At 66.4% G+C, this 26,081-nt stretch carries 26 protein-coding genes; 14 read left to right on the top strand and 12 right to left on the bottom strand.

The window, feature by feature from the left end; translation table 11 throughout:
* Window positions 1-50 precede the first annotated feature (50 nt).
* The gene (locus tag KHC19_RS06340; RefSeq protein ID WP_213351749.1) at window positions 51-857 is read right to left on the bottom strand and encodes an ATP-binding cassette domain-containing protein; all 807 of its coding nucleotides are present in this window, start codon (window positions 855-857) and stop codon (window positions 51-53) included.
* A gap of 331 nt (window positions 858-1,188) precedes the next feature.
* Here KHC19_RS06340 and KHC19_RS06335 point away from each other — a divergent pair, with 331 nt between their 5' ends.
* Both KHC19_RS06335 and KHC19_RS06330 read left to right on the top strand, forming a co-directional pair.
* A complete protein-coding gene (locus KHC19_RS06335; protein ID WP_213351509.1) occupies window positions 1,189-3,117 on the top strand; it encodes a glycosyltransferase family 2 protein in 1,929 nt (642 codons plus the stop codon).
* Between the two features lie 567 nt (window positions 3,118-3,684).
* Window positions 3,685-4,377, top strand: a complete 693-nt coding sequence (locus KHC19_RS06330; protein ID WP_213351508.1) for an outer membrane protein — start codon at window positions 3,685-3,687, stop codon at window positions 4,375-4,377.
* Between the two features lie 276 nt (window positions 4,378-4,653).
* On the opposite strand, the gene KHC19_RS06325 is transcribed toward KHC19_RS06330, so the two are convergent.
* Together KHC19_RS06325 and KHC19_RS06320 are read right to left on the bottom strand one after the other, a co-directional pair.
* Window positions 4,654-5,862: an acetate/propionate family kinase gene (locus tag KHC19_RS06325; protein WP_213351507.1), complete on the bottom strand. Its 1,209-nt coding sequence runs from the start codon at window positions 5,860-5,862 to the stop codon at window positions 4,654-4,656.
* Between the two features lie 228 nt (window positions 5,863-6,090).
* Window positions 6,091-6,804 carry a FadR/GntR family transcriptional regulator gene (locus KHC19_RS06320; RefSeq protein WP_246548305.1) on the bottom strand — a complete coding sequence of 238 codons (714 nt, stop codon included), beginning with the start codon at window positions 6,802-6,804 and terminating at the stop codon, window positions 6,091-6,093.
* Window positions 6,805-6,991: 187 nt separating this feature from the next.
* Between KHC19_RS06320 and KHC19_RS06315 the strand changes: the two genes are divergently transcribed.
* The 9 genes from KHC19_RS06315 to KHC19_RS06275 all read left to right on the top strand — a co-directional run bounded on the left by KHC19_RS06315 (window position 6,992) and on the right by KHC19_RS06275 (window position 15,467).
* Window positions 6,992-7,993: an ABC transporter substrate-binding protein gene (locus KHC19_RS06315; RefSeq protein ID WP_213351506.1), complete on the top strand. Its 1,002-nt coding sequence runs from the start codon at window positions 6,992-6,994 to the stop codon at window positions 7,991-7,993.
* A 10-nt stretch (window positions 7,994-8,003) separates the two neighbouring features.
* Window positions 8,004-8,834, top strand: coding sequence for an ABC transporter permease (locus tag KHC19_RS06310; RefSeq protein WP_213351505.1), 831 nt, complete (start codon window positions 8,004-8,006; stop codon window positions 8,832-8,834).
* 3 nt (window positions 8,835-8,837) lie between these two features.
* Entirely contained in the window at window positions 8,838-9,641 is an 804-nt protein-coding gene (locus KHC19_RS06305) for an ABC transporter ATP-binding protein (protein WP_213351504.1), read from the top strand.
* Between the two features lie 9 nt (window positions 9,642-9,650).
* Window positions 9,651-10,403 carry an ABC transporter permease gene (locus KHC19_RS06300; RefSeq protein ID WP_213351503.1) on the top strand — a complete coding sequence of 251 codons (753 nt, stop codon included), beginning with the start codon at window positions 9,651-9,653 and terminating at the stop codon, window positions 10,401-10,403.
* A complete protein-coding gene (locus tag KHC19_RS06295; protein WP_213351502.1) occupies window positions 10,403-11,107 on the top strand; it encodes a fumarylacetoacetate hydrolase family protein in 705 nt (234 codons plus the stop codon). Before KHC19_RS06300 ends, KHC19_RS06295 begins: the two co-directional genes overlap by 1 nt.
* A gap of 293 nt (window positions 11,108-11,400) precedes the next feature.
* Window positions 11,401-12,588, top strand: a complete 1,188-nt coding sequence (gene ssuD / locus KHC19_RS06290) for an FMNH2-dependent alkanesulfonate monooxygenase (RefSeq protein ID WP_213351501.1) — start codon at window positions 11,401-11,403, stop codon at window positions 12,586-12,588.
* A 228-nt stretch (window positions 12,589-12,816) separates the two neighbouring features.
* Window positions 12,817-13,812 carry an ABC transporter substrate-binding protein gene (locus KHC19_RS06285; RefSeq protein WP_213351500.1) on the top strand — a complete coding sequence of 332 codons (996 nt, stop codon included), beginning with the start codon at window positions 12,817-12,819 and terminating at the stop codon, window positions 13,810-13,812.
* 3 nt (window positions 13,813-13,815) lie between these two features.
* A complete protein-coding gene (locus tag KHC19_RS06280) occupies window positions 13,816-14,628 on the top strand; it encodes an ABC transporter ATP-binding protein (protein ID WP_213351499.1) in 813 nt (270 codons plus the stop codon).
* Window positions 14,625-15,467, top strand: a complete 843-nt coding sequence (locus tag KHC19_RS06275; protein ID WP_213351498.1) for an ABC transporter permease — start codon at window positions 14,625-14,627, stop codon at window positions 15,465-15,467. Before KHC19_RS06280 ends, KHC19_RS06275 begins: the two co-directional genes overlap by 4 nt.
* 12 nt (window positions 15,468-15,479) lie before the next feature.
* Here KHC19_RS06275 and KHC19_RS06270 read toward each other — a convergent pair whose 3' ends face one another.
* Together KHC19_RS06270 and KHC19_RS06265 are read right to left on the bottom strand one after the other, a co-directional pair.
* On the bottom strand, window positions 15,480-15,704 hold the full coding sequence (locus KHC19_RS06270; protein WP_213351497.1) for a hypothetical protein: 225 nt from the start codon (window positions 15,702-15,704) through the stop codon (window positions 15,480-15,482).
* Between the two features lie 82 nt (window positions 15,705-15,786).
* Window positions 15,787-16,293, bottom strand: a complete 507-nt coding sequence (locus KHC19_RS06265) for a YciE/YciF ferroxidase family protein (RefSeq protein WP_213351496.1) — start codon at window positions 16,291-16,293, stop codon at window positions 15,787-15,789.
* A gap of 395 nt (window positions 16,294-16,688) precedes the next feature.
* On the opposite strand from KHC19_RS06265, the gene murI reads away from it, so the two are divergent.
* From murI to rpsD, 3 genes are all read left to right on the top strand, one after another.
* The gene (gene murI / locus KHC19_RS06260; RefSeq protein ID WP_213351747.1) at window positions 16,689-17,516 is read left to right on the top strand and encodes a glutamate racemase; all 828 of its coding nucleotides are present in this window, start codon (window positions 16,689-16,691) and stop codon (window positions 17,514-17,516) included.
* 110 nt (window positions 17,517-17,626) lie between these two features.
* Entirely contained in the window at window positions 17,627-18,865 is a 1,239-nt protein-coding gene (locus tag KHC19_RS06255) for a lytic murein transglycosylase (RefSeq protein ID WP_213351495.1), read from the top strand.
* Between the two features lie 208 nt (window positions 18,866-19,073).
* The gene (gene rpsD / locus KHC19_RS06250) at window positions 19,074-19,691 is read left to right on the top strand and encodes a 30S ribosomal protein S4 (protein ID WP_213351494.1); all 618 of its coding nucleotides are present in this window, start codon (window positions 19,074-19,076) and stop codon (window positions 19,689-19,691) included.
* A 105-nt stretch (window positions 19,692-19,796) separates the two neighbouring features.
* On the opposite strand, the gene KHC19_RS06245 is transcribed toward rpsD, so the two are convergent.
* From KHC19_RS06245 to purC, 7 genes are all read right to left on the bottom strand, one after another.
* Complete coding sequence (locus tag KHC19_RS06245; RefSeq protein ID WP_213351493.1) at window positions 19,797-20,912, bottom strand: alpha/beta hydrolase; 1,116 nt, start codon at window positions 20,910-20,912, stop codon at window positions 19,797-19,799.
* 92 nt (window positions 20,913-21,004) lie between these two features.
* Window positions 21,005-21,343 (bottom strand): Grx4 family monothiol glutaredoxin, encoded by a 339-nt coding sequence (gene grxD / locus KHC19_RS06240; RefSeq protein ID WP_213351492.1) that lies wholly within the window; start codon window positions 21,341-21,343, stop codon window positions 21,005-21,007.
* A gap of 160 nt (window positions 21,344-21,503) precedes the next feature.
* Window positions 21,504-21,740 carry a BolA family protein gene (locus tag KHC19_RS06235; protein ID WP_213351491.1) on the bottom strand — a complete coding sequence of 79 codons (237 nt, stop codon included), beginning with the start codon at window positions 21,738-21,740 and terminating at the stop codon, window positions 21,504-21,506.
* An 11-nt stretch (window positions 21,741-21,751) separates the two neighbouring features.
* Complete coding sequence (gene purL, locus KHC19_RS06230) at window positions 21,752-23,980, bottom strand: phosphoribosylformylglycinamidine synthase subunit PurL (protein WP_213351490.1); 2,229 nt, start codon at window positions 23,978-23,980, stop codon at window positions 21,752-21,754.
* 64 nt (window positions 23,981-24,044) lie between these two features.
* Window positions 24,045-24,743, bottom strand: a complete 699-nt coding sequence (purQ, locus tag KHC19_RS06225) for a phosphoribosylformylglycinamidine synthase subunit PurQ (protein WP_213351489.1) — start codon at window positions 24,741-24,743, stop codon at window positions 24,045-24,047.
* Window positions 24,744-24,753: 10 nt separating this feature from the next.
* Complete coding sequence (gene purS, locus KHC19_RS06220) at window positions 24,754-24,996, bottom strand: phosphoribosylformylglycinamidine synthase subunit PurS (RefSeq protein ID WP_213351488.1); 243 nt, start codon at window positions 24,994-24,996, stop codon at window positions 24,754-24,756.
* Between the two features lie 163 nt (window positions 24,997-25,159).
* Entirely contained in the window at window positions 25,160-25,969 is an 810-nt protein-coding gene (gene purC, locus KHC19_RS06215; RefSeq protein ID WP_213351487.1) for a phosphoribosylaminoimidazolesuccinocarboxamide synthase, read from the bottom strand.
* Window positions 25,970-26,081 lie beyond the last annotated feature (112 nt).

Genomic DNA, 26,081 nt, shown 5'->3' with positions numbered 1-26,081 from the left:
GCCGGCGCTTCCCCGGCCGGCGCCACGCTGGCCGGGTATCGTGCGTCGCCTCAGATCGGGGCGGCCAGCAGGGCGCCGTCGGCCCGGGCGAGCACTTCCATGCGCACCCCGTAGATCGCCTCCAGCCGCGGCGGCGTCACGATGTCCGCCGGCGTGCCGCGGGCGATGAGCTGGCCGGCGCGCAGGGCGAGGATCTCGTCGCAGAAGCGGGCCGCCATGTTGATGTCGTGCAGCACCGCGACGACGCTCAGCCGCTTGAGCGCCGAGAGCCGCCGCACCAGCGTCAGCACCTCGAGCTGGTGCGCGATGTCCAGCGCCGAGGTCGGCTCGTCGAGCAGCAGGCACTCGGCATCCTGCGCCACCAGCATGGCCAGCCAGGCGCGCTGGCGTTCGCCGCCGGACAGCGTGTCGACCTGCCGGTCGGCGAGGGTGGTGATGCCGGTCAGCTCGATCGCCTCCTCGACCTTGCGCCGGTCGATGTCGGAAAAGCGGCCCAGCGCGCCGTGCCAGGGATAGCGGCCGAGCGCCACCAGCTCGCGCACCAGCAGCCCGGCGGCGCTCGGCGTCGCCTGCGGCAGATAGGCGAGCTTGCGCGCGAAGCCGCGGTCGCTCCATTCCCCCAGCGCCCGGCCCCCGAAGCGCACCGTGCCGGCGGAAGCCGGCTGCTGGCGAGCGAGGATCTTCAGCAGCGTCGACTTGCCGGAGCCGTTATGGCCGATCAGCCCGATGACGCGCCCGGTCGGCAGCGACAGCGTCAGCGGCTCCAGCAGCACCCGGCCGGGCACGGCGAAGGACACCTCGTCGAGGTCGAACAGCGGCGCGGCGACCTCATCGGCCGCACCGGGCAGCGGCGACATCAGCGGCGGGTTCACGGGGCATCCTTCCTGGGACGAGAACGGGACGGGCAACAGACGAGTCCGCTTACGCCATCGGCTCGGTCATCGTCAAATGCGGTACAGTATAGATCGCCAGGCAGGCCGTGCACGCCGTGTCATTACATTGTAATTCCTCGAAACTGGACTTGCCGTCCAAGTCGTTCGACAGAGGCCTCGTCTCCGGTTTCGCCGGCCGCCGCGCGCCCGCGTCCGTCGCGCCGATTGTGAAGGCGCGGCGGATTCACTAAACCGGACCAAGGCCGTCGCTTTCCACGCGGCGGGCGCACCGGTAGCAAGCTGCGGACGGACGATCTTGGCCGAGCCCCAATCCCACGAGTTCCTGCCCGCCTATGTGCGGCCCGTCCTGGCCGGATTCCGAAAGTTCCGCGGGTTCCTGCACGAGACCGGCTTTCCCGGCCTCGCCGAGCACCCGATCTTCGCGGTGCGCGACGACGCCCCGAACCTGATCGCCAGCTATCTCGCCAGCGGCAGCGAGCGCGGCCTCGCCAGCTGGATCGCCGATCAGGTCGCGGCGGTGCACACCGGCGCCGCCTTCGCCCGTCACGCCGAGGCGCTGCGCGAGAAGGAGCCGGAGCGGCGCATCCCCCGCATGCGCGACGTGCTGCCGCCTTTGCCGGACCTCGCGGTGATGCAGGCCGACGTGCAGCGCGAGCTCGCCGCCGCCCTGCAGCGCATCCCGCACGAGCAGGTCGACGCGCTGCTGCGCCATGTGCTGCGGACCGGGCTGTTCGCCGAGGCCTTCGGCCGGCAGTCGCTGGGCAACTGGCTGGAGGACTTCTTCCACGCGCAGCGCTCGGTGGCGCAGCGCATGCTCGAATGGCTGGACACGCCCGAGGCCGTCGGCCCGGAGCGGCAGATGCTGCTCGACATCGCCGTGCGGCACTATCTGCAGGTCCGCTATTTCGAGCGCGCCTATGATCTGCTCAGCCGTGCGGCGGCGCGGCGGCCGCCGGGGCGGGAGATCGACACCCGCTTCATGGAAGGGCTCTGGTACACCGCCTTCCGCCTCGGCCGCCGCGAGGAGGCACGCGGCTGGCTCCGGGAATGGGCGCGTATCCGGCCGCTGCTGCGCCAGCCGCTGGTCAACCAGGCGGTGCTCGCCGCCTATGACGACAAGGAGGAGGCCTGTCGCATGCTGGAGAAGACCGGCGTGCTGCACGGCCGCTCCACCGTCGCCGGACAGGTGCTCTACGGCGAATACAATCTCGAGCTCGGCCGCACGCATCAGGCGGAGATGACGATCCGCCACGCCATCGACATCCTCCAGACGCCGGAGCAGCCGGCGCCGGTCGACTTTTTCATCACGCTCCACAACGTGCTCAGCGTGAATGGCGGGCAGACGACCATCCTGCGCGAGGTGTTCCGGCGCTACGAGATGGAACTTGCCTGGGAGGAGTTCGGCATCGACACGGTTGCCGATCTGAGCCGCGACGTGGAGGCGCCGCCGGCGCGGGTCGCGGTGGTGATGACCGCCTTCAACGCGCAGGACCACATCGCCCGTGCCATCGAGGGCGTGCTCGGCCAGAGCGTTCCGGGCGTGCGGCTGATCGTGGTGGATGATTGCTCGGGCGACGGCACGGCGGCGATCTGCGCGCCGCTGGCCGAGGCGGGGCGGCTCACCTATCTGCGCACGCCGCGCAATGTCGGCACCTATGCCGCCAAGAATCTCGGCATCGCGGAAGCGCTGCGGGAGGGATGCGACTACGTCGCGCTGTGCGATTCCGACGATTTCTGGCTGCGCACGCATGTGGCGCATCACCTGCGGGCCATGCAGGGGCAGCCGGAGCTCAAATGCACCACCTCGCAATGGCTGCGGATCCGTTCGGACGGCACCATCGAATGCGGGCTGCGTGGCCGCTATATCGAGGAATGTCCGCATTCCACCTTCTTCGCGGCCGATGTCTTCGAAAAGGTCGGCCTGTTCGATTCCGTGCGCTTCGGCGCCGATCGCGAGTTCCAGCAGCGGGTGCGGCTGCATTTCGGCTCCACGGCGCAGTCCGGCATCGGCATGGTGCTGACGCTCGGCCGCCGGCACGGCCTGTCGCTCACCCAGCACGGCGCCGGCGCCATCTCGCAATTCAGCGAATCCCCCATGCGGATCGCCTATTGGAAGGCATGGAACGAGTGGCACGACGTCGAATTGGCGGCCGGTCGCGTGCCCCGGACCGACGGCGCGCCGGAAAATCGGCCCTTCCCGGTGCCGGACGACATGCTGCCCTGAAGCCGTCCGCGCACGCTGCCATTTCGCGACCTCGCGGGCGCTGCAATAACCAATCCGGCGAAGAGCCGGCGGTTGCTGCTCGAAAAAATTCCGAGTTCCCGGCACGTCGCCGCGAATCTCGGCGATATCACGTTTGGCGATTAGTGTGCCGGCCGTGCTGCAATAGTGAAACGCCGACAACCGTTGTTATGAGCCGGAAATAAAACAGTCCTGTAATGGCGATGGTTTTGATGTGAATTTTGCACTGTCTATCGCGACATCCTTCAAGTTCGGAAAAAGATAGGGAATATTAACGAACATTTTGTCCGGGCTCGCTCTCGGGAATTTCGAAATCGTCGGTAAAAAGGTAGGCATATGCGCCCGGAAAACTGGCGCCGGGCGACGCTGGAAACCACTTCCGGGAGGGAGGCTCCTTGCGGGGCTGCGCTAAAGACTTGGAGGTGTGACATATTTGTCATTTCCTCCGGCGCCACGTTGCGGCATTATCCCGGCACAATGAGTTCAGGTGGTCGTTGGCGGTTACGCTGCGTCGCGTGTCGTCAACTACAGATTTCGAGGGTACTGGCCATGAAGAAGATTCTCCTTGCTGCTGTTAGCGTCGCCGCTCTGGCCAGCCCGGCCGTTGCTGCCGATCTGGCCGCCAAGTATCCGGTGAAGGCGGTGGTTGCTCCGGTGCCGGTGTTCACCTGGACCGGCTTCTACATCGGCGGCAACATCGGCTACCTCTGGGCCGACGGCTCGGGTGGCGCGTCCATCGACGGCTACGGCTCGGGCATGTGGGCCGGCAGCGGCAACGGCTTCACCTACGGCGCCCAGGTCGGCTACAACTACCAGGTCGATGCTTGGGTGTTCGGTATCGAGGCCGACATCCAGGGCGTGGCCGGCAGCGGCAGCTACGGCGGCATCGCCGGCTCCACCTGGTACGGCAACAACTGGGACTCCGATTATTTCGGCACCATCCGCGGCCGCGTCGGTTACGCCTGGGATCGCGTCCTGGTGTACGGCACCGCCGGTGCCGCCTACGGCCAGACCTCGGTCAGCGGCAGCATCAATGGCGTCGCCTACGACTCCTCGGCCGACTACTGGACCTGGACCGTGGGTGCCGGCGTCGAGTACGCCTTCGCCGACAACTGGACCGTCAAGGGCGAATACCTCTACCTCGGCGACCCGGACACCAAGCCGCAGCTGCCGGGCGGCTTCGACAACTGGGGCCACATCAACACCAACGTCGTTCGCCTCGGCGTGAACTACAAGTTCTGATCGACCGGCCGGCGCTGCCCGGCCGATCCGATCGGACGGAGGCCCCGAGCCTCCGGGCAATCTTCGATATGGCGGGATCGGCTATGGCTGGTCCCGCCATTTTCGTTTGAGCCGGGCGGACGGAAACAGGGTGCGGGCAGCTTTGCCGGCGTCCTGTTTGAACCGGCCGAAATTCCCCATCCCGTGCGTCGGGCTTCGCTGCGCCGCGCGGGGCGGCAAGCATGGATCATCCGGGCCGTCGTTCCGCCGGCGCGATCGGGACGGGTTCTTGCGGATCTATCGGGAGGCGGCGGATAGCAGCCTCAGCGTGTGCCGGCCGATCATGCGTTCCTCGTCGGTGGGAACCACCAGCAGCGGTACGGCGCTGCCGGGGACCTCGATATGGGCGGCGTCCGCCGCATTCGCTGCCGCGTCGAGGTGCATGCCGAGCCAGGCGAGCCTGTCGACGATCCGCGCCCGCACCGGCGGCGCGTGCTCGCCGATGCCGGCTGTGAAGACGAGGCCATCGATTCCGCCAAGCGTGGTGGCCAGCGCGGCGATCGCCTGCGCCACCTTCAGGCAGAAGAAGTCCACGGCCATGCCCGCTTCCGGCAACGGACTGGCGAGCAGTTCCCGCATGTCGTTGCTGAGGCCGGAGAGCCCGAGCAGCCCGCTTTCATTGTAGAGCAGCCGGCCGACTTCGGCGGCGGAAAGCCCTTTCTGCTCGATCAGGTGCAGCACCACGCCGGGATCGAGGGCGCCGGAGCGCGTGCCCATGGGCAGGCCGTCCAGGGCGGTGAAGCCCATGGTGGATTCGATGCTGCGCCCGTCATCCAGCGCGCAGGCCGAGGCACCCGATCCCAGATGCGCCACCACCACCCGGCCGCGGGCGATCCGCGGCTCGGCATGGCGCAGCGCCGAGGCGACATATTCATAGGACAGGCCGTGAAACCCGTAGCGTCGCACGCCTTCGTCGTGGAAATGGCGGGGCAGGGCGAAGCGCTCGGATAGCTCCGGGTGGCCGCGATGGAAGGCGGTGTCGAAGCAGGCGACCTGCGGCAAGTCCGGCCGGCGCTCGCGCAGCACGCGGATGGGGTCGAGGTTGCTCAATTGATGCAGCGGCGCCAGCGGAATGAAGCCGGTCAGGGTTTGCAGCACCGTGTCGTCGATCAGCACCGGCCCGGCATAGACCGGGCCGCCATGCACCACCCGGTGGCCGACGCCGATCATGCGGTAGTCCTGAAGGCGCGGCAGCAGCCAGTCGCCTATCAGATGCTGCGCCACGGTGGTCGTCGCCACTTGTTCGGCGGCAAAGGACTGGTCGGCAAGGGTCTCGCCGGCGGCGTCCTTCACCTTGAAGCGGGGGCGCCGGCCGATGCCGTCGAGCGCCCCGCCCAGCACCAGGGCGATGTCCTCGCCCTCGACACGGTAGAGCTTGAACTTGATGCTGGAGGAACCGGCATTGATGACGAGCAGGGCAGGGACGGCGGCGGCGGGATCGGTCACGGCGGGCCCCGGTTTGCGATGCGGTGCCTCAGCCTAGCAGCGGTCGCCGAGCCCGGCATCCCGTCCGCGGTCGCATTCTCGTTCCCATCGGCCAATCGCGGCGCCCGTCGTTCCCATCATACACCGCATCGGCCTGAAAAACGGCGAATCGGGCGGCGGATTGGTTCGGATGGCGACGAACCGATGTCGGCGCCATGCCGGAATTGGTTGCCGGATCGCCAGCCTCGATCAGCTCTCCTCGGAGGCCCGCAACTGCTTGTCCAGCAGCTTGCGCTCCACCGTGCGCAGATGGTTGCGCATGAGATTGGCCGCGCCGGCCATGTCGCGATGCTCGATGGCGTCGACGATCGACTCGTGCTCCTTGAAGCTGTGATGGTCCGGCGCCGGCTTCACCGGCAGGGCCCTCAGCCGCCCCCAGGTGACGGCGCGTCGCACGGCGTTGAGCGTATCGAACAGCCCGAGCAGCAGGCCGTTCTGCGTCGCTTCGGCGATGGTACGGTGAAGGCGGGTGTCCCAGCCCTCATATTGCCGCCAGCTGTCCGCCTGCCGCGAGCGGGCGAGGCACAGCCGCATCTCGGCGATGTCGGCCGGTGTGGCGGTAAAGGCGGCCGCGCGGGCGATCTCGGGCTCGATGACGATGCGCGCGCGCATGACCTCCGCCGGATTGGAGCGCCGCGCCAGCGCGGTGATGTCGGCGAAGGTGTCGAGCGGCCGGCTGCCCATGAAGGTGCCCTTGCCGACATGCCGCCAGATCTGCCCCTCCGCTTCCAGCACGTCGAGCGCCTTGCGCAGCTCGGCGCGCGAGACCCCGAGCGCAGCGGACAGTTCGCGCTCAGGTGGCAGCCGTCCTTCTTCCGACAGGTCGCTCTGGGCGAGAAACGCCCGCAGCTGGGTGACGGTGCCCTTTTCGGCGTGGGGATCGGCGTCGGTAAGCATGTCCATGCGTTTCAACCAAATGTGGGATTGGTTCAATCTATGTCGTGGCAGGCGGGTGGGGTCAAGCGGATTTGAACTTGACCCAAAATCGGGTCCAATATAAACCAAAATGAAATTGGTATCCAACCTCGCGGATGATGCTGCGGGTCGATCAAGGGCGGAACCAACCGCCACCATTCATGGGAGACTGGAAATGCTCAAGAATCTCGCGAAAAGGCCCTGGCATTTATCCGGCGCAATGCTCGCCATTGGTTTCGCGGCGGTGCTGGCGGCGCCTGCGGCGGAGGCCAAGGTCCGCGTCGCCTATGGCGACATCGCCAGTGTCGAGAACCTGCATCTGCTTGCCGCTTTCGAGCTCGCCAAGCAGAAGGGCGTCGATATCGAGATGACCTATCTGAAGTCCGAGGACATCGCCGCCCAGGCGGTGGTCAGCGGGCAGGCGGATATCGGGGTCGGTGGGCCCTATGCCCTGATCCAGAAGGTGAAGGTGCCGGTTCGCATCTTCCTCCAGCTTTCCACCCTGCGCTTCTATCCGGCGGTCAATGCCGAGTTCTACAAGACCTGGAAGGACCTCAACGGCCAGGAAGTCGCGGTGCATTCGCGCGGCTCGGGCACCGAGGCCATCATGAAGCTGATGGAGCAGAAGCAGGGGATCAAGTTCTCCAAGATCAGCTACATCCCCGGTTCCGAGGTTCGCACCGGCGCCCTGCTGCAGGGCAATGTGAAGGCCACTATCGTCGATTCCGCCGGTCGCCGCCTCCTGCAGGAAAAGGCGCCGGGCAAATTCGTCATCCTGCCGATGGACGGCGTGAATGCCACCGACGAGGCGCTGTTCGCCCGCCAGGATTATCTCGACAAGAACCAGAAGGACGTCGACATCATCGTCGAGTCGATCCTCACCACCTGGCGCGAGGTAACGAAGAACCCCGCCGTCGTCGCCGAATGGCGGGCTAAGTACAAGCTGCTGCCGGACCTGCCGGCCGATCAGGTGGCGGAGATCACCCCCTATTTCACCGAGCTCGCGGAAGGCAAGGCCTTCCCGCTGAACGGTGGCGGCGCCGCGGCGGCCAAGGATGACTTCGCCTTCTACACCCTCTCGGGCCAGCTGACCGGCGAACCGGCCAGCCTGAAGGTCGAGGAGTTCTGGGCGCTCGAGCCGCTGAACCGCGTGCTCGGCAAGGTCGGCACCAACTGAGGCGGGCGGCATGTCGGCACCCGCACACGCGAATGGCTCCCCGCGAGCCATTCCAGGCGCCGGGGCTTCCTCCTTCTGGGGGAAGCTTCTGGAGCACCGCACGGCCCTCTGGCGGGCCGCCTCCATCGGTCTTTTCTTCCTGGTCTGGGAAATCGCCGGCCGCATCCCGATCAGCTTCGCCTTTCCCACCTTCCTCGAGACGGCGCGCGCCTTCCTGACGATGCTGTTCGATGGCTCCTTCGTCGCCGCCTATGCGGAGACCTTGCAGCCTCTCGTCATCGGCATCGCCATCTCGGCGGTGCTGGGGGTCGGGCTCGGGGTGCTGATGGGCCTGTCGCGCTTTGCCGAATGGCTGGTCGCGCCGGTGTTCATTGTGCTGCAGGCGGCGCCGATGGCGGCGCTCATTCCGCTGATCACCTTCGTTTACGGCATCGGCCTGGTGTCCAAGACGCTGGCGGTGATCATGCTTGCCCTGCCGGTGATCGCCCTCAACGGCTACAAGGCCGTCCGCCACGTCAACCCGTCGCTGGTCGACATGTGCCGCTCCTTCCAGGGCACCTGGTGGCAGCGGATCTTGAAGATCATCCTTCCCGATGCCTCGCCGATCATATTTGCCGGCTTACGACTTGGGCTCGCCGCCGGCTTCATCGGCGTCATCCTGGCCGAGCTGCTGATCACGCCCACCGGCATCGGCGATCTCATCACCTATCATCGTTCGGTGGCCGACTATCCCGAGATGTACGCCGCCGTCGTCTCCATCATTCTCGTCTCGACGCTGACGCTGTCCGCCCTGGAGGCCTTCGAGGTCCGGGTGCTGCGTCCCGAGAAGAAGAAGGGCTGAGCCATGCGCAATATCACCGCCGCGGCGAGCGCCGCCGCGACCACGCCCTCGCCGGAGGCTGCCGTCGAGGTGCGCGGCATCTGCAAGATGTATGCGGACATGGAGGCGCTGCGCTCCATCGACCTCGACTTCCCCGCCGGCAAGCTCACGACGCTGCTCGGCCCCTCGGGCTGCGGCAAGACCACCCTGCTGAAGATCATCGCCGGTCTCATTCCCGCCACCAGCGGCGAGGTGAGGGTGAACGGCGTGCCGGTCACTGGCCCGGGACCGGAGCGCGCCTTCGTGTTCCAGGACTTCGCCCTGATGCCCTGGGCGACGGTGATGCGCAACGTCGCCTTCGGCCTGGAGCTGAAGGGCGTGGGCAAGGACGAGCGGCAGGCGATCGCCCACAAATACATCGCCGAGGTCGGGCTCTCGGGCTTCGAGAACAAGTATCCGCACGAGTTGTCCGGCGGCATGCGCCAGCGCGTCGGCCTCGCCAGGGCCTTTGCGGTGAATGCCGACGTGCTGCTGCTCGACGAGCCGTTCTCGGCCGTGGACGAGCAGAACCGCCGCAAGTTCCAGGAGGATCTCCTTCGCCTCGTCGAGCTGGAGAAGAAGACGTTCATCTTCGTCACCCACTCCATCGAGGAAGCGGTCTACTGCTCGGACCGCATCGTGATCCTGTCGCGCCGTCCCGGCCGGGTGGCGCAGATCATCGAGCCGGAGATCGACCGCACCGCATCCCCCGACGCCATCCGCCGCGACCAGGGCTATCTCGATACGGTCGAGGAGATCTGGCAGGGCCTCAAGCGCTATGTGGACTAGGAGGCGGGCATGACGATCTTCGGTTATCGCGTGCCGATGATGGCCTCGCTGCTGGCGTGGTGCCTCGTCTGGGAAATCGTCGGGCAGCTGGAACTCTCGTTCCTCGTTCCGCCGCTGTCCCACGTCGTGGCCGCCGCCTTCACGCTGGTGCAGACCGGCACCTGGCAGGCGGCGGCGCTGACCACGCTGAACAGCTTCCTGATCGGCATGGCGTTCGCCATCGTCGTCGGCGTGCTGCTGGGCGTGCTGATGGGGCGCTTCCCGGTGGCCGACAACCTGTTCGGCATCTGGGTCAACATCTTCGTGTCGGCCCCCCTCTCGGCACTGGTGCCGGTGCTGATGATCCTGTTCGGCATGGGCGAGACCACGGTGGTGGTCACCGTCTTCCTCTTCGCGGTATGGATCATCGTATTGGACACCCGCGCCGGTATCCAGGCGGTGCCTCGTTCGCTGGAGGAGATGGGCCGCAGCTACGGGGCAGGGGGCCTGCGCCTCTATTCCAAGATCATCCTTCTCGCCGCGCTGCCTGAGATACTGGCGGGCATCCGCCTCGGCATGGTGCGCGGCGTGAAGGGCGTGGTGATCGGGCAATTGCTCGTCTCCATCATCGGCTATGGCGAATTGTTCGAGCTCTACTCGCGCAACTTCGACATGGAGAATTTCTGGGCGCTGACCATCATCCTGTTCGCCGCGGCGATGGGACTGTCGGCGATCATCGAAAACATCGAAAAACGCGTCGAATATTATGCAGGAGTCCGCTGATGAACGCGCCGCTTGACACCACCGCCTATGTCATCGTTCCGCCGGGGATTCCGACCCTCCCGGTGGTCGACAGCGACAAGCTGTTCCCGATCCACCGCATCTATTGCGTCGGGCGCAACTATGCCGAACACGCGATCGAGATGGGCCACGACCCGAATAAGGAGCCGCCGTTCTTCTTCCAGAAGAACCCCGACAACGTCATCACCGGCGGCACCTTCCCCTATCCCGACAAGTCCAAGGACGTGCATTACGAGCTCGAAATGCTGGTCGCCATCGGCAAGGGCGGGGTGAATATCCCGGTCGAGAGCGCGATGGAGCATGTGTGGGGCTATGGCATCGGCCTCGACATGACCCGCCGCGATCTCCAGGGCGAAGCCAAGAAGCTCGGCCGGCCGTGGGAAGTCGGCAAGGCCTTCGAGGCCTCCGCGCCCTGCTCGGCGCTGGTGCCGGCGTCGCAGATCGGCCACCCCACCGATGGCAAGGTCTGGCTGAAGGTGAACGGTGAACTGCGCCAGAACGGCGACCTCAACCAGATGATCTGGAAGGTGCCGGAGATGATCTCCTACCTCTCCGGCCTGTTCGAGCTGCGCCCGGGCGACATCATCATGTCCGGCACGCCGGCGGGCGTCGGGGCCATCGTGCGCGGCGACAAGATGGAAGGCGGCGTCGATGGTGTCGGCACGCTCGACGTGACGGTTGTCTGATCGCTGACTATATCGCCTGCTCTATTCCCCGCCGGCCAGAATGGCCGGCGGGTTTTTTATTGAACCCCATGAGTTGCACCGGCGTGATCTGTGATTGCCGCTAATTCCCATAGAGTCGATAGAAAATATGTTGACCTGACGCCCATCCTACGTTTTTCTAGTCCGAAGCGGCGGTGAGCGCGCGGCCACGAGGATCGGACATGCAGCGGATATGTCGATGTTGACCGTCTTCCGGGTGGCTTGAGTTCCGGCGCCCGGTTTCCCCTGCCTATCCTCCTATCGAGACGGCGATCATGACTCTTGCGAACGTGCCCCAGAAGACCTCCGGCGGCCTCGATGTGCTGTGGTTCCTGCCGACGCATGGCGACGGGCGCTATCTCGGTACCGCGGCCGGCGGGCGGGCGGTCACGCTCGATTATCTGCGGCAGGTGGCGCAGGCGGCCGACAGTCTCGGTTTCTATGGCGTGCTGATCCCCACCGGCAAGAGCTGCGAGGATTCCTGGCTCGTCGCCTCGGCACTGGCGCCGGCGACCAGGCGCCTGCGCTATCTGGTGGCGGTGCGGCCCGGGCTCGCTTCGCCCACCCTCTATGCCCGCATGACCGCGACGCTCGACCGGCTCTCCGAGGGCAGGCTGCTGATCAACATCGTCACCGGCGGCGACCCGGTGGAGAATGCCGCCGACGGCATCTTCCTCAACCATGACGCCCGCTACGAGGTGACGCAGGAATTCCTCGACATTTACCGCCCGCTGCTCGCCGGGGAGAAGGTCAGCTATCAGGGCAAGCATCTCAAGGTGGAGGACGCTTCCGTCCTGTTTCCGCCGGTGCAGCCGGGCGGGCCGAAGCTTTACTTCGGCGGCTCCTCGCCGGCGGCCAGCGCGGTGGCGGCCGAGCATGTCGATGTCTACCTCACCTGGGGCGAGCCGCCGGCGGCGGTGAAGGCGAAGATCGCCGAAGTGCGGCGGCAGGCGGAAGCGCGCGGGCGCAAGGTGCGTTTCGGCATCCGCCTGCATGTGATCGTGCGGGAAACCACGGCCCGGGCATGGGAGGCGGCGGAGGACCTGATCCGTCACCTCGACGATGCAACCATCGCGCAGGCGCAAAGCGTGTTCGCGCGGCTGGATTCCGTCGGGCAGGCGCGCATGAGCGCCCTGCATGGCGGGCGTCGCGACAAGCTGGAGGTCAGCCCGAACCTGTGGGCCGGCGTCGGCCTGGTGCGGGGCGGGGCGGGGACCGCTCTGGTGGGCGACGGGGCGACGGTCGCGGAGCGGATCGAGGAATATGCCGAGCTCGGCATCGAGAGCTTCATCTTCTCCGGCTACCCGCATCTCGAAGAGGCCTACCGCGTCGCCGAGCTGGTGCTGCCGAGGCTGACGCTCAATCACGACATCCAGCGCGCCGCCGCCACGGTCAATACCGGGCCGTTCGGCGAGACCATCGCCAACGACGTCCGCCCGGCCCTTCGGACGGCGCAGTCATGAGCGGGAAGCCGCGCGTTGTCGGCATCGGCCGCGCGCGTGCCCGCGCAGTGCCTCCCGGCTCTGCCCGCCAGGGTGGGGGCCGCTCGTGAGCCGCGACGTCATACGGTCGAGGGAACGATGTAGCGCCGGGCGCTGACGAACCGTCCCGAAGCCATCTGCCATCCATCTGCGCCACCGCGGGACGACGATCCACGCGGAGAGCCGGCCTGCGACCAAAGGAATTTTTCGATGAAACGCTTGTTCCGGGCTGCGGCCCTCTCCCTTGCCATGGTGAGCGCCGCCGTGGGTTCGGCCTCCGCCGAAGGCCTCATCCGCATCTCCGAGCAGTTCGGTACCCTCTACATCCCGTTCCATATCCTGCGCGATCAGAACCTGATCGAGAAGCACGGCAAGGAGCTGGGCATCGACATCAAGGTCGAATGGCTGAAGCTGTCCGGCGGCAATGCGGTGAACGATGCGCTGCTCTCCGGTTCCGTCGACGTCGCCTCGGCAGGCATCGGCCCGTTCTTCACCGTCTGGGACCGCACCAAGGGAGCGGTGAAGATCATCGGCGCCTTTGGCGCGACGCCGAACTATCTGCTGACCAACAAGCCGGACATCAAGAGCCTGAAGGATTTCGGGCCCAATGATCGCATCGCCACCCCGGCGGCCGGGGTGTCGGTCCAGGCGCGCACGCTGCAGATCGCCGCCGAGAAGGAGTTCGGCGCCGGCAATCAGGGCAAGCTCGATTCCATCCAGGTCACGCTGCCGCATCCCGATGCCACGGCGGCGTTGATCTCCGGCTCCACCGAGATCACCGGGCACCTCTCCAACTCGCCCTTCCAGGAGCAGGCGCTGAAGGACCCCAAGGTGCACAAGGTCTGGTCGTCCTACGACGTGCTGGGCGGCCCGTTCACCCCCACCGTCGCCTACACGACGGTGAAGTGGCGCGACGCCAACCCGAAGACCTACGAGGCCTTCTTCCGCGCCTTCAGGGAAGCCACCGAGATCGCCGCGAAGGATCACCGGCTGGCTGCCGACACCTATGTGAAGGTCGAGAAGTCGAAGCTCGATCCGGCCTTCGTCAAGCAGATCATCGACAACCCGGAGGTGCAGTTCACCCTGGTCCCGCAGAAGAGCGAGGTGTTCGCCGATTTCCTCTATCGGACCGGTGCCATCAAGACCCGGCCCGACGGCTGGAAGGCCTATACCTTCCCCGAGCTGCATGACCAGGCCGGGAGCTGACGGATGCTCGCGCCGGTGAGCGAGGTGGCGCGGAGCGGGCAGGCCGCCATTCCGTTGTTCGAGGCGCGCGGCTTGACGCTCGACTATGTCACCGAGCGTGGAACCGTGCGGGCGGTCGATGCCGTCGACTTCACCATCGCCGAAGGCGAGCGGCTGGTGCTGCTCGGCCCTTCCGGTTGCGGCAAGTCGTCGATCCTCAAGGCCGTCGCCGGCTTCCTGGAACCGAGCGCCGGCTCGCTGAGCCTGCGCGGCTCGGCGATCCGTGGGCCCGGGCCGGATCGCCTGGTGGTCTTTCAGGAGTTTGATCAGCTTCTGCCCTGGAAGACCGTGCTCGACAACGTCGCCTTTCCGCTGGTCGCGACACGTCGGATGAAGAAGGCGGAAGCGCGGGAGATCGCCGCCGATGCGCTGCGGCGCGTGGGGCTGGAGCGGGCGCTTGACAGCTACCCGCACACATTGTCGGGCGGCATGAAGCAGCGCGCCGCCATAGCGCGGGCGCTGGCGGCAAGCCCGGACGTGCTGCTGATGGACGAGCCCTTCGCCGCGCTGGATGCCTTGACCCGCTTGCAGATGCAGCGCGACCTCATGGACATCGCCCGGGAAACCGGCCTCACCCTGCTCTTCGTCACCCATGACATCGATGAGGCGGTGCTGATCGGGACCCGGCTCCATCTCCTCAGCGCCCATCCGGGGCGGACCATCACCACCCTCGACGTGTCGGCGTTCGACATGCGTGATCTCGGCACTGCGGCGTTCGAAACGGTGACCCGCAAGGTGCATGCGGCGCTGTTCGGCAAGGCGGGAGGACAATCGTGACCGATATTCCTGTCCTGGACGCCTTGCAGCCTTCCTCGCCGCGACGCTGGCGTGATGCGCTGCGGCGCCTCTCGCGCGCATTGTGGTTCCGGCGCCTCGTCGTGCTAGTGGTGCTGGCCGTGGCGTGGGAGGTCGCCGCTCGCTGGCAGGATAATCCGATCCTGCTGCCGAGCTTTCTGGAGGCTTTCTCCGCGTTTCGGGAGGCGAGCCTGAACGAAGGGCTGCTGACCGCAGCTGCGGCGTCGCTGGCCGTGCTCATCAAGGGCTACGTCGCCGCCATCGCCATCGCCACCCTCATCGTCTCGATCGCTGCCGCCAACGGCTTCGTGCGCGACGCCCTGCAGACGGTGGCGGCGATGCTGAACCCGCTGCCGGCCATCGCGCTGCTGCCGCTGGCGCTCTTGTGGTTCGGCCTTGGCGAGGTCAGCCTTCTCTTCGTGCTCATCAACGCCGTCGTGTGGCCCTTCGCGCTGGCGGCGCTGCAAGGCTTCGAGAGCGTGCCGGAAACCCATCGCCTCGTCGGCCGCAATTACGGGCTCAAGGGCCCCGCCTATGTAAGGCAGATCCTGATTCCCTCGGCGTTGCCGGCGCTGATCTCGGGCATGCGGGTGGGATGGGCGTTCGCCTGGCGCACGCTGATCGCCGCCGAGCTGGTCTTCGGGGTGAGTTCCAGCTCCGGCGGCCTCGGCTGGTTCATCTTCAGGGCGCGCAACGAGCTCTACACCGATCGCGTTTTCGCCGGTCTCGCCACGGTGATCCTGATCGGGCTTCTCGTGGAGGCGGTGGCGTTCCGGGGATTGGAAAGCGCCACCGTGCGCCGCTGGGGCATGCTGCGCTGACGAGGCCGGCCTCTATTCCCGGACGGCGCGCACATTCGTCGGGCGATGGTCCGCCGACGGCTTTCGTGCCGCCTTGCTCTCTCGGCTTTCGCGCAGCGGGAGCGGATGGGACACTTCCTTCATCGCGGGCTTGAGCGGATCGCCGGGCGGGGTAGGGCGGTCGTCGAGCACGGCGTCCACATCGGCGGGGTCGATGACGACCGGGTTCTGGTCGAGACGTCGCGGATCGCGCGTCATGGCAGGCTCCTAGCGCTTGAATGTCCGATCATGCCGGGACGGATGACCGCGAGCAGCCATCCGTCCCGAAGCCCCGGGTCGCCTAGCTGACGGCCCGCATGTTCAGCTTGGACATCGCCACTTTCGAAAGAAGGGCATCGGCCTTCTTCTCCTCCTCCAGCGTGCGCTGGAGAACGCGGGCGCAATCGGTGCGGCCCAGCTGATTGGCCCAGGCGATCAGCGTCCCATAGCGGGTGATCTCGTAATGTTCGACCGCCTGCGCCGCCGCCGCCAGTGCGGCATCGAGCACTTCCTTGTCCTCGACCTCGCCGCTGACCTCTTCCGCCTCGTCGATGATGCCGTCGATGGCCGGGCAGGTGACCGGTTTGGCCTCGACACCATGCAGCTGAAAGACCTCGAGCAGGCGTTTCACATGCCCTTCGGTTTCCTTCAGATGGTTTTCGAAACCAGCCTTCAGCTGCGGATCGGTCGTCTTGTCGATCATCGAAGGCAGGGCCTTCAGGATCCTGTTCTCCGCGTAATAGATGTCGCGAAGGGTATGGACGAAGAGATCGTCCATGGTCTTGATGTCCTTTGAGAAGAATCCCATGGTCGTTCCTCCGGTATCAAGATGATGAAACATCGGATGAGCAAGCACCGCGCATGAAGGCGATGTCCGTTGACTAACGATTCATCATCGGCTGAGTTCCCGGTTTCGGGCTGATCGCATCTTACCTCTGTCGACTATCAGGGGATGGGGGTAATAGAGCGCTCTGCCCGGATCATATCGGTGGCCGCCACCGGCCTGTCCCCCGCTAGCGCGCCGGGATGTGAGGGGGGACGGCTGGAAACCAAGTCTTCACTTTGATGCGCCACAATGCCGCCCGGTTGGAGGGCAACAAGATGGGCGTTGAGATTTCCTCTCATTCCGGCGCGTCGTCAGCTGTTTCCGCCTGCGGATCTTCCATCGGACTGTCATTGGTGTCGCCTCTTCCTCCCGCCCCCATGGCCGCTCCAGGTCTGCGCGTGCCCACCATCCTGCTTTTCGATTCCGGCCTCGGTGGCCTGTCGGTGCTGCGCGAGCTGGCGCGCCAGCGCCCGGATGCCCGTTATGTCTATGCGGCGGACGATGCCGGCTTTCCCTATGGCGCCCTCGATGAGGAGACGCTGATCGCCCGGGTCGTCGCGGTGATGGACGCACTGGTCAACCGACTGGCCCCGGATACGGTGGTGATTTCCTGCAATACGGCCTCCACCTTGGTGCTGCCGGCCCTGCGCGCGCGCTTCCCGATTCCCTTTGTCGGCACGGTTCCGGCGATCAAGCCGGCCTGCGAAGGCTCGCAGACGCGCCTGATCAGCGTGCTCGCCACGCCCGGCACGGTGAAGCGCGACTACACCCGCGCACTGATCCGCGATTTCGCCGGCGCCTGCCGGGTGACGCTGGTGGGCAGTGCCCGGCTGGCCCCGCTCGTGGAAGCAAGCTTTGCCGGCGACGCGGTGGAGGATGCCGACTTCGCCGAGGAGATCGCCCCCGCCTTCGTGAAGGAGGGCGGCACCCGCACCGACACGGTGGTGCTGGCCTGCACCCATTATCCGCTGGTGCGCGACAGGCTGGAGAAGGTCGCGCCCTGGCCGGTCCGCTGGGTGGACCCGGCACCGGCCATCGCGCGCCGTACGGTGTCGCTGATCGGCCCGGCGGTAGGCGATCGCATGCCGGCGCCGTTGCGGTTGTTCTCTACCGGGAACCCGCTCGATGCGACGCTGGTTGGCCGGATCGCCGGAATGCCGGCCCGCAACGGCGAGCTGGTGCCGATGCCCGCCGCGTTCGCCTGAACCGGAGATACGGCGGGAAAGGGTTGCCCGCGGCGCCCTCACCGGCCACCATGCCCCAAAGTTACCATCGCCCGAATCCGGCAAATTGCCCGGAGAAAGCGAAAGAGGGCATGAAAGGTTTCGACGCTATCGTCCTGTCCCGCCGTGCGGCGCTGGCTCTTGCCGGCGCATCGCTGCTGGCCGGCCCGGCCGTTCAGGCGCAATCCGCCAGCCAGTCGTTCGAGGCCTGGCTCCGCGACTTCCGGGCCAAGGCGCGGGCGCGCGGCATTTCGGACGAGGTCTATGACCGGGTGACGCGCGGCCTCAAGCCGGATACCAGCGTCTACGCCAAGGATCGCGCGCAGCCGGAGTTCCGCGAGGAGCTGTGGCAATATCTCAACCGCCGCATTTCCGATTGGCGGCTGATGACCGGGCAGGCGGCTGCGAAGAAGAACGCGGCGCTGCTGAAGCGCCTCAACAAGGATTTCGGCGTCGAACCCGACGTGCTGCTCGGCCTGTGGGGGATGGAGAGCGCCTTTGGCGAGCTCGTCACCGACGAAGACCATATGAAGCCGGTCTTCCCTTCGCTCGCGGCGCTGGCCTGGGGCGAGCCGCGCCGCCGCCGCTATTGGGAAACCGAATTCATCAATGGCCTTGCCGTCGTCCAGCGCGGCTGGGGCACGCCCGACATGATGCTCGGCTCCTGGGCCGGCGCCATGGGCCACACCCAATGGATGCCGGAGGTGTGGCTCAATCTCGGCATCGATTACGATGGAGATGGCCGCGTCTCGCCCTATGAAATCGGTGATGCGCTGGCCGGCAGCTCCCGCTACCTCATCAAGCGCGGCAAGTATCAGGCCGGGCTTCCCTGGGGCTATGAGGTGACAGTGCCGCCGGGCGCCGCTCGCTATGCCGATGCGAAGTCGATCCGCACGGTGGCGGACTGGAGCAAGCTCGGCCTCGCGCCGGCCGGCGGCGGGCGCTTCCCGCATCCGGCGGCGCGCACGCGGCTCTGGGCGCCGGTCGGCATCGAAGGACCCAGCTTCCTGCTGACGCAGAACTTCTACGCGGTCCGTTCCTACAATCCGTCGATGAATTATGCGCTGGCCGTCTGCCATCTCGGCGACCGGGTGCTGGGAGGCGGGGATTTCGTCACCCCATTCCCGGGCGGGGAACGGGCGCTGACGCTGGCCGAGATCCAGGAAGTGCAGAAGCGCCTTACCGCCGCGGGTTTCGATACCGGCGGCGTCGACGGGCGGGTAGGCAACCTCACCATGCGGGCGGTCGCCAATTTCCAGCGCCGCGCCGGCATGGAGCCGGATGGCTATGCCGGGCTCGATGTGCTGGCGGCGCTGAGGAAAGGCCGCTAGCGATCAGGCGGCGGAAGCTTGACCTGCAGCCGCTTTCCGCTTATGCACGCGACCACTCGCGGGGCTGGCAACGGCCCCGTGAGCTGTTTCACGCACCCGTGGCTCCATCCGGCGCGTTCGGCCGGAGCCTGTCGGTCCTGAGGGAACTTCCTGCGGGACAAAGGAGGGGGCGCGATCCAAACCGCAACCTTGCGAAGAGGACCAGCGCATGAGCAAGCGCGTCTCGGCCAAGCACAAGCTTGACCGCCGTATGGGCGAGAATATCTGGGGTCGCCCGAAGAGCCCCGTCAACAAGCGTGAATACGGCCCCGGCCAGCACGGCCAGCGCCGCAAGGGCAAGCTTTCCGACTTCGGCGTGCAGCTGCGCGCCAAGCAGAAGCTGAAGGGCTACTACGCCTCGATCGGCGAGAAGCAGTTCTACGCGATCTATGTGGAAGCCGCGCGCCTGAAGGGCGACACCGGCGCCAACCTGATCGGCCTGCTCGAGCGCCGCCTCGACGCCGTCGTCTATCGCGCCAAGTTCGTTCCCACCGTGTTCGCCGCCCGCCAGTTCGTGAGCCACGGCCACGTGAAGGTGAACGGCCGCCGCGTGAACATCCCGTCCTACCAGGTGAAGGTCGGCGATGTGATCGAGGTGAAGGACGCCTCCAAGCAGATGGCGCTGGTTCTGGAAGCCGCCGCTTCCGGCGAGCGCGACGTGCCGGACTACCTCGAGGTCGATGGCCACAAGCTGACCGCGAAGTTCGCCCGCGTGCCCGAGCTCAACGAGGTGCCCTATCCGGTGGTGATGGAGCCGAACCTCGTCGTCGAATATTATTCGCGCTGAGTTGGGTTCATTCCCAGACGAGAAAGCCGCCCTTCCGGGCGGCTTTTTTGTTTTCTCCCTCTTACCGTCGGGGAGAGGGAAGGTAAGAAGCTTCCATCCCGCACCTCACACCTCGATGGTCGCCGCTCCGCGGCCGGGCTTGATGCGATACTGCCGTCCGGCCCGCACGGGCACGCGGCCGGTGACCTGATCCGGCCCCTTGCCGGCCATCACCTGCCGCACATCGGCGATCACCTCCGGGCGGATGCGGTAATATTGATGGTTGCCGTGGCCGAGCTCGGTTCCGCACACATCGGCGCAGTCGATGCCGTATATCGCCGAATCGAGCCCGTCGAAGGTGCGCGGCCCCCAGGCGCCGAGCCGATCGGGATTGAGCTTGGTGGTATCGCTGATGATCAGCGCGAGGTCGCGGCGCGCATGATAGACGTGGATCGCCTCGGCCAGCTGCGGCAACAGGCCCAGCTTGTTGTTGTGCTCCAGCGCATCGGCATCCTCGTCCGCCGCCATCAGGAAGGCGTTGGTGAAGATCTTCGGCAGCCGGGCACCGCTGTTGAACCCCCGCAGGGCGATCAGCGCGTGGCGCAGCGCCCAGTTGCCCATGCTGTGGGCGACGAGATGCAGCTTCTGCCCGCAGGGCTCGCGCCCCGCGGCTCGGTCTTCCTTGCGCAGCTCCAGCAGAAAGTCGATCAGCCGGCGCAGGCTGCGGCCGATGGCCTTGCCCGAGGCCTCCGCATCGTCGCGGTCGCCGAAATATTTCCATTTGGATTCGGTGCCGGCGCTTTCGCCGAGACCTAACCCGTCGCCATCGTCGGCGGGCCAGGAGAAGGCGAACACCAGCGGTGCCTTGCCGCCGATGCGCCAATTGGCCTCGATCTGCGCCGCGCGCAGCATGCAGGTCTCGAAGCTGGAATTGAAGCCGTGAATATAGGCGATCACCTCGCGGGATTCGCCACGCACCGCCTGCGTCATCGCTTCGAAGACGCCGGTCGAGCCGATTATCTCCGCCGAGGGAAGTGCGCCCGGTGGCGCCGGATGTTCTTCGGCCACCATCACCGAGCGCAGGACGAAGGCGTCGTCCGGCCCCACGCCCGCGGGGCTCCGGTCTACCTCGGCATAGCCGACCCGGTAGAAGGCCGGCCCTTCCTCATTGTAGCGATTGCCGAATGGAACACGGGCACCGGCCACGAGGCGCCGGTTGGTCGCATAGTAGATACGTGCCATAGCATCCCCCCGAGCTTGGCCCGGAGGGAATTACCGCACTCTCTGGTCGTGGACGCAAGCGGCCTGATGCCGGAGCGACCTCTCGTTCGTCTTCAGGCCGAGGCGCGACCCATCACCGGCACGCCCTTCTCCTCAAGCAGGGTCTGGAGCTCGCCGGCCTGGAACATCTCGCGCACGATGTCGCAGCCGCCGATGAACTCGCCCTTCACGAAGATCTGCGGGACGGTCGGCCAGTTGGTGTAGTCCTTGATGCCCTGGCGGATCTCGTCGGAATCGAGGACGTTGATGCCCTTGTAGTCGACGCCGAGGTGATTGAGGATCTGCGCCACCTGGCCGGAGAAGCCGCACATCGGGAACTGCGGCGTACCCTTCATGAAGACGACGACGTCGTTGCTCTTCACCTGATTGTCGATGAAATCCTGGATGCTCATATGGCGCTCACCCGTCTTGGGCTACGGAAGCCCGTGTGTCTGTGCGATGATAAGTGATGACGCGCGACGCGCCATTCAACCCTTCGCCCCTACATATAGATGAAGCCCGGCAGGCTGTCGCCGCCGGGCCTCGCGATCGGCCTGGATTATAAGAGGGCCGTCAGCCCTTCGGCACTTCCGTCTGCAGGGCGAGGGCGTGCAGCACCCCGCCCATCGGGGCACCAATGGCGGCATAGACCATCTGATGCTGCTGCACGCGCGACTTGCCGCGAAAGCTCTCGCTCACCACGGTGGCGTGCCAGTGATTATTGTCGCCGGCAAGATCGCGCATGGTGACCTGCGCATCCGGCAATCCCTGCCGGATCAGCTTCTCGATCTCGGATGCTTCCATAGCCATGGTCGGCTCCCTCACATCATGCCCGCGCCCATATAGATGGGCAGCCAGGATTCGGAACGCTCGCGCAGCGCATCGATGACGATGGGGCGCTCGCCGGGAATGGTCAGTTTGTCACCGCCGGTGGCGCCGAGCTTGGCGACCGGCACGCCGGCGGATTCGGCGCGCTTGATCACCGTCGCCTTCTCGCCGCCGGAAACCGTGACGATATAGCGGGCCTGGTCCTCGCCGAACCAGAAGGCATGCGGCTCCACTTCGGCCGGCGGAGCCAGCAGCGAGGCGCCGATACCCGAGGCCATCGCCATCTCCGCCAGGGCCACCAGCAGCCCGCCGTCGGAGACGTCGTGCACCGCGGTGACGAGGCCTTCGGCGATCAGTTCGCGCACGAAGTCGCCATGCTTGCGCTCGACGGCGAGGTCGACCGGCGGAGGCGCGCCTTCCTCACGGTCGAGGATCTCCGACAGGAAGGTGGATTGGCCAAGCCATCCGGTTGTTTCACCAATAACCAGAATGACTTCGCCGGTTTCCTTAAAGGCGAGTGTCGCCATCTTCTCTATGTCGGCGAGGACGCCGACACCGCCAATGGTCGGGGTCGGCAGGATGCCGCGGCCATTGGTTTCGTTGTAGAGGCTGACATTGCCGGACACGACCGGGAAGTCGAGCGCCGAAGCGGCGGCGCCGATGCCACGCAGGCAACCGACCAACTGGCCCATGATCTCCGGCTTCTCGGGGTTGCCGAAATTCAGGTTGTCGGTCAGCGCCAGCGGCGTGGCGCCGACGGCGGTGATGTTGCGCCACACCTCGGCCACCGCCTGCTTGCCGCCCTCGAACGGGTCGGCCTCGCAATAGCGCGGGGTGACGTCACAGGCCATGGCGAGGCCCTTCGGGCCGTCCTGCACCCGGACAACCGCCGCGTCGCCGCCGGGGCGCTGCACGGTGTTGTTGAGGATCAGATGGTCGTACTGCTCCCAGATCCAGCGCTTGGAGGCGAAGTCCGGCGAGCCGATGAGGCGTTCCAGCGCGCCGGGAATGGTGGCGGTAATTTCCAGCGAGGCCGGGTCGATGCGCTGCTGCTTGGGCGTCTCTACCCAAGGGCGGTCATAGAGCGGCGCCTCGTCGCCCAGTTCCTTGATCGGCAGGTCGGCCTTCACCTCGCCCTTGTGCTTGACGACGAAGCGCAGGTCGTCGGTCGTGCGTCCGACGATGGCGAAGTCGAGCCCCCACTTCCTGAAGATCGCCTCGGCCTCGGCTTCCTTGCCCGGGGCGATCACCATGAGCATGCGCTCCTGGCTTTCGGAAAGCATCATCTCATAGGCGCTCATGCCCGTCTCGCGGCAGGGCAGCTTGTCGAGGTCGAGCTCGATGCCGAGATCGCCCTTGGCACCCATTTCCACGGCCGAGCAGGTGAGGCCGGCGGCGCCCATGTCCTGGATGGCGACGACGCAGCCGGCTTCCATGATCTCCAGGCAGGCCTCGAGCAGCAGCTTCTCGGCGAAGGGGTCGCCGACCTGCACCGTCGGGCGCTTTTCCTCCGCGCCCTCGCCGAACTCGGCCGAGGCCATGCTGGCGCCGTGGATACCGTCGCGGCCGGTCTTGGAGCCGAGATAGACCACCGGCAGGCCGACGCCGGTCGCCTTGGCGTAGAAGATCTTGTCAGCCTCGGCGAGGCCGACCGCCATGGCGTTGACGAGGCAGTTGCCGTCATAGCGGGTGTGGAAGCCGACGAGGCCGCCCACGGTGGGCACGCCGAAGGAGTTGCCATAGCCGCCGATGCCGGCCACGACGCCGGCCACCAGATGCTTGGTGCGCGGATGCGCGGGGTCGCCGAAGCGCAGCGCGTTCAGCGCCGCGATCGGACGGGCGCCCATGGTGAACACGTCGCGCAGAATGCCGCCGACACCCGTCGCCGCGCCCTGATAGGGCTCGATATAGGACGGGTGATTGTGGCTCTCCATCTTGAACACCGCGGCGAGGCCGTCGCCGATGTCGATGACGCCGGCATTCTCGCCCGGTCCCTGGATCACCCAGGGCGCCTTGGTCGGCAGGCCGCGCAGGTGCAGCCGCGACGACTTGTAGGAACAGTGCTCGTTCCACATCGCCGAGAAGATGCCGAGCTCGGTGAAGCTCGGCTCGCGGCCGATCAGCTTCAGGATGCGCTCATACTCGTCGGGCTTCAGGCCGTGTTCGGCGACCAGCTCGGGAGTGATCTTCGGTTCTTTGGCAGGCGTATCGAGGACAGTCATGCGCGGGCCGTCACATTCTGTTTCGCTGGCGGGCATCGTCGGGCGGCGAGGGGAGGGATGGCGCTCACGCCTTCTCCAGCATCCCCTCGATGCTCTCGAACAGGGCACGCCCGTCGGTGGAGCCGATCAGCGGATCGACATGATTTTCGGGATGCGGCATCAGCCCGAGCACGTTGAGCTTCTCGGAGACGATGCCGGCGATGGAATTGGCGGCGCCGTTGAGCACCTGGGTGTCGTCGCGCCGGCCATCGGCCATCACATAGCGGAACGCCACGCGCCCCTCGCCTTCGAGGCGGGCCAGCGTTTCGGCGTCGGCCGTGTAGTTGCCTTCGCCATGGGCGACCGGGAAACGGACGATGGCGCCCTTGCCGTAGCGGCGGGTGAAGGGCGTGTCGTTGCGTTCGACCTTGAGCAGCGCCTCGCGGCAGATGAAGCGCAGGCGCGCATTGCGCACCAGCACGCCGGGCAGCAAACCGCTCTCGCACAGGATCTGGAAGCCGTTGCAAATGCCCAGCACCAGGCCGCCGCGCGCGGCATGGGCGCGTACCGCATCCATGATGGCGGCGCGGGCGGCGATGGCGCCGCAGCGTAGATAGTCGCCATAGGAAAAGCCGCCGGGCAACACCACGAGGTCGGTGCCGGCGGGCAGTTCGGTCTCGGCGTGCCAGACCACGGTGGGCTCGATGCCGGTGACGTGCTTGAGCGCGCGCGCGACGTCGCCCTCGCGGTTCGAGCCGGGAAAAAGGAGAACGGCGGCTTTCATCGGCGCGACCTCACCCGACGAATTCGATGCGGTAGGTTTCGATCACCGTATTGGCGAGCAGCTTCTCGCAGGCTTCCTTCAGCGTGGCCTCGGCCTTCGCCTTGTCGCCGCCGTCGAGCTCGACGTCGAACACCTTGCCCTGGCGGACGCTGGCGACGCCGGGCACGCCCAGAGAACGCAACGCGCCCTCGATGGCCTTGCCCTGCGGGTCGAGCACAGCGGATTTGAGGGTGACGAGGACGCGCGCCTTCATGGAACCACTCTTCAGATCGATCGTCGCCGGGGACGATGCTGGGAAACCGGCGGAAACGGAAACGGGGGCGTTTCAGCCCCCGCCTATCATCGGAATGCGCGCGGCTCAATGCCCCAGCGCAACATGGCTGCCCGGCGCGACGTGCAGCCGCGCCGGCACGGGCTCATTTCTCGGGCTCGGACTTCACCAGCACCGGGCCGGCCGGCTGGGCGCGCTCGCCCTCGGAGATGATGCCGAGGCGGCGGGCGACTTCCGAATAGGCCTCGACGAGGCCACCCATGTCGCGGCGGAAGCGGTCCTTGTCGAGCTTGTCGTTCGACTTGATGTCCCACAGCCGGCAGGAATCCGGGCTGATCTCGTCAGCGACGACGATCCGCATCATGTCGTTTTCCCACAGGCGGCCGCATTCCATCTTGAAATCGACAAGACGGATGCCGACGCCGAGGAACAGGCCGGAGAGGAAGTCGTTGACCCGGATCGCCAGTGCGATGATGTCGTCGATCTCCTGGGTGGTGGCCCAGCCGAACGCCGTGATGTGCTCTTCCGACACCATCGGGTCGTTGAGCTGGTCGTTCTTGTAGTAGAACTCGATGATCGAGCGCGGCAGCTGCGTGCCTTCCTCGATGCCGAGACGAGTCGCCAGGGAGCCGGCGGCGACATTGCGTACCACCACCTCGAGCGGAATGATCTCGACCTCGCGGATGAGCTGCTCGCGCATGTTCAGCCGCTTGATGAAATGGGTCGGGACGCCGATCTCGTTCAGCTTCAGGAATACATATTCCGAGATGCGGTTGTTGAGGACGCCCTTGCCATCGATGACGTCGTGCTTCTTGTTGTTGAAAGCAGTGGCGTCATCCTTGAAGTGCTGAATCAGGGTGCCGGGCTCGGGACCTTCGTAAAGGACCTTCGCCTTACCTTCGTAAATGCGGCGGCGGCGGCTCATGGGGGGGTACCGTCGATTGAGGAAATCCATCGGTGCCGGGGCTCCGGTTCTTGCTGGTCCACGGCTGGGGGCTGACTGTGCTCGCTCTGCGCCGGGCAATGCCGATTCGTATCGCGCTGCACAAGCTCCCGCGCCCGGACAC

This window comes from Ancylobacter oerskovii (genome assembly GCF_018390555.1).
Taxonomy (GTDB): domain Bacteria; phylum Pseudomonadota; class Alphaproteobacteria; order Rhizobiales; family Xanthobacteraceae; genus Ancylobacter; species Ancylobacter oerskovii.
The sequence above is the reverse complement of the archived record's forward strand: the minus strand, read 5'-3'. Positions and strand labels throughout refer to the sequence as shown.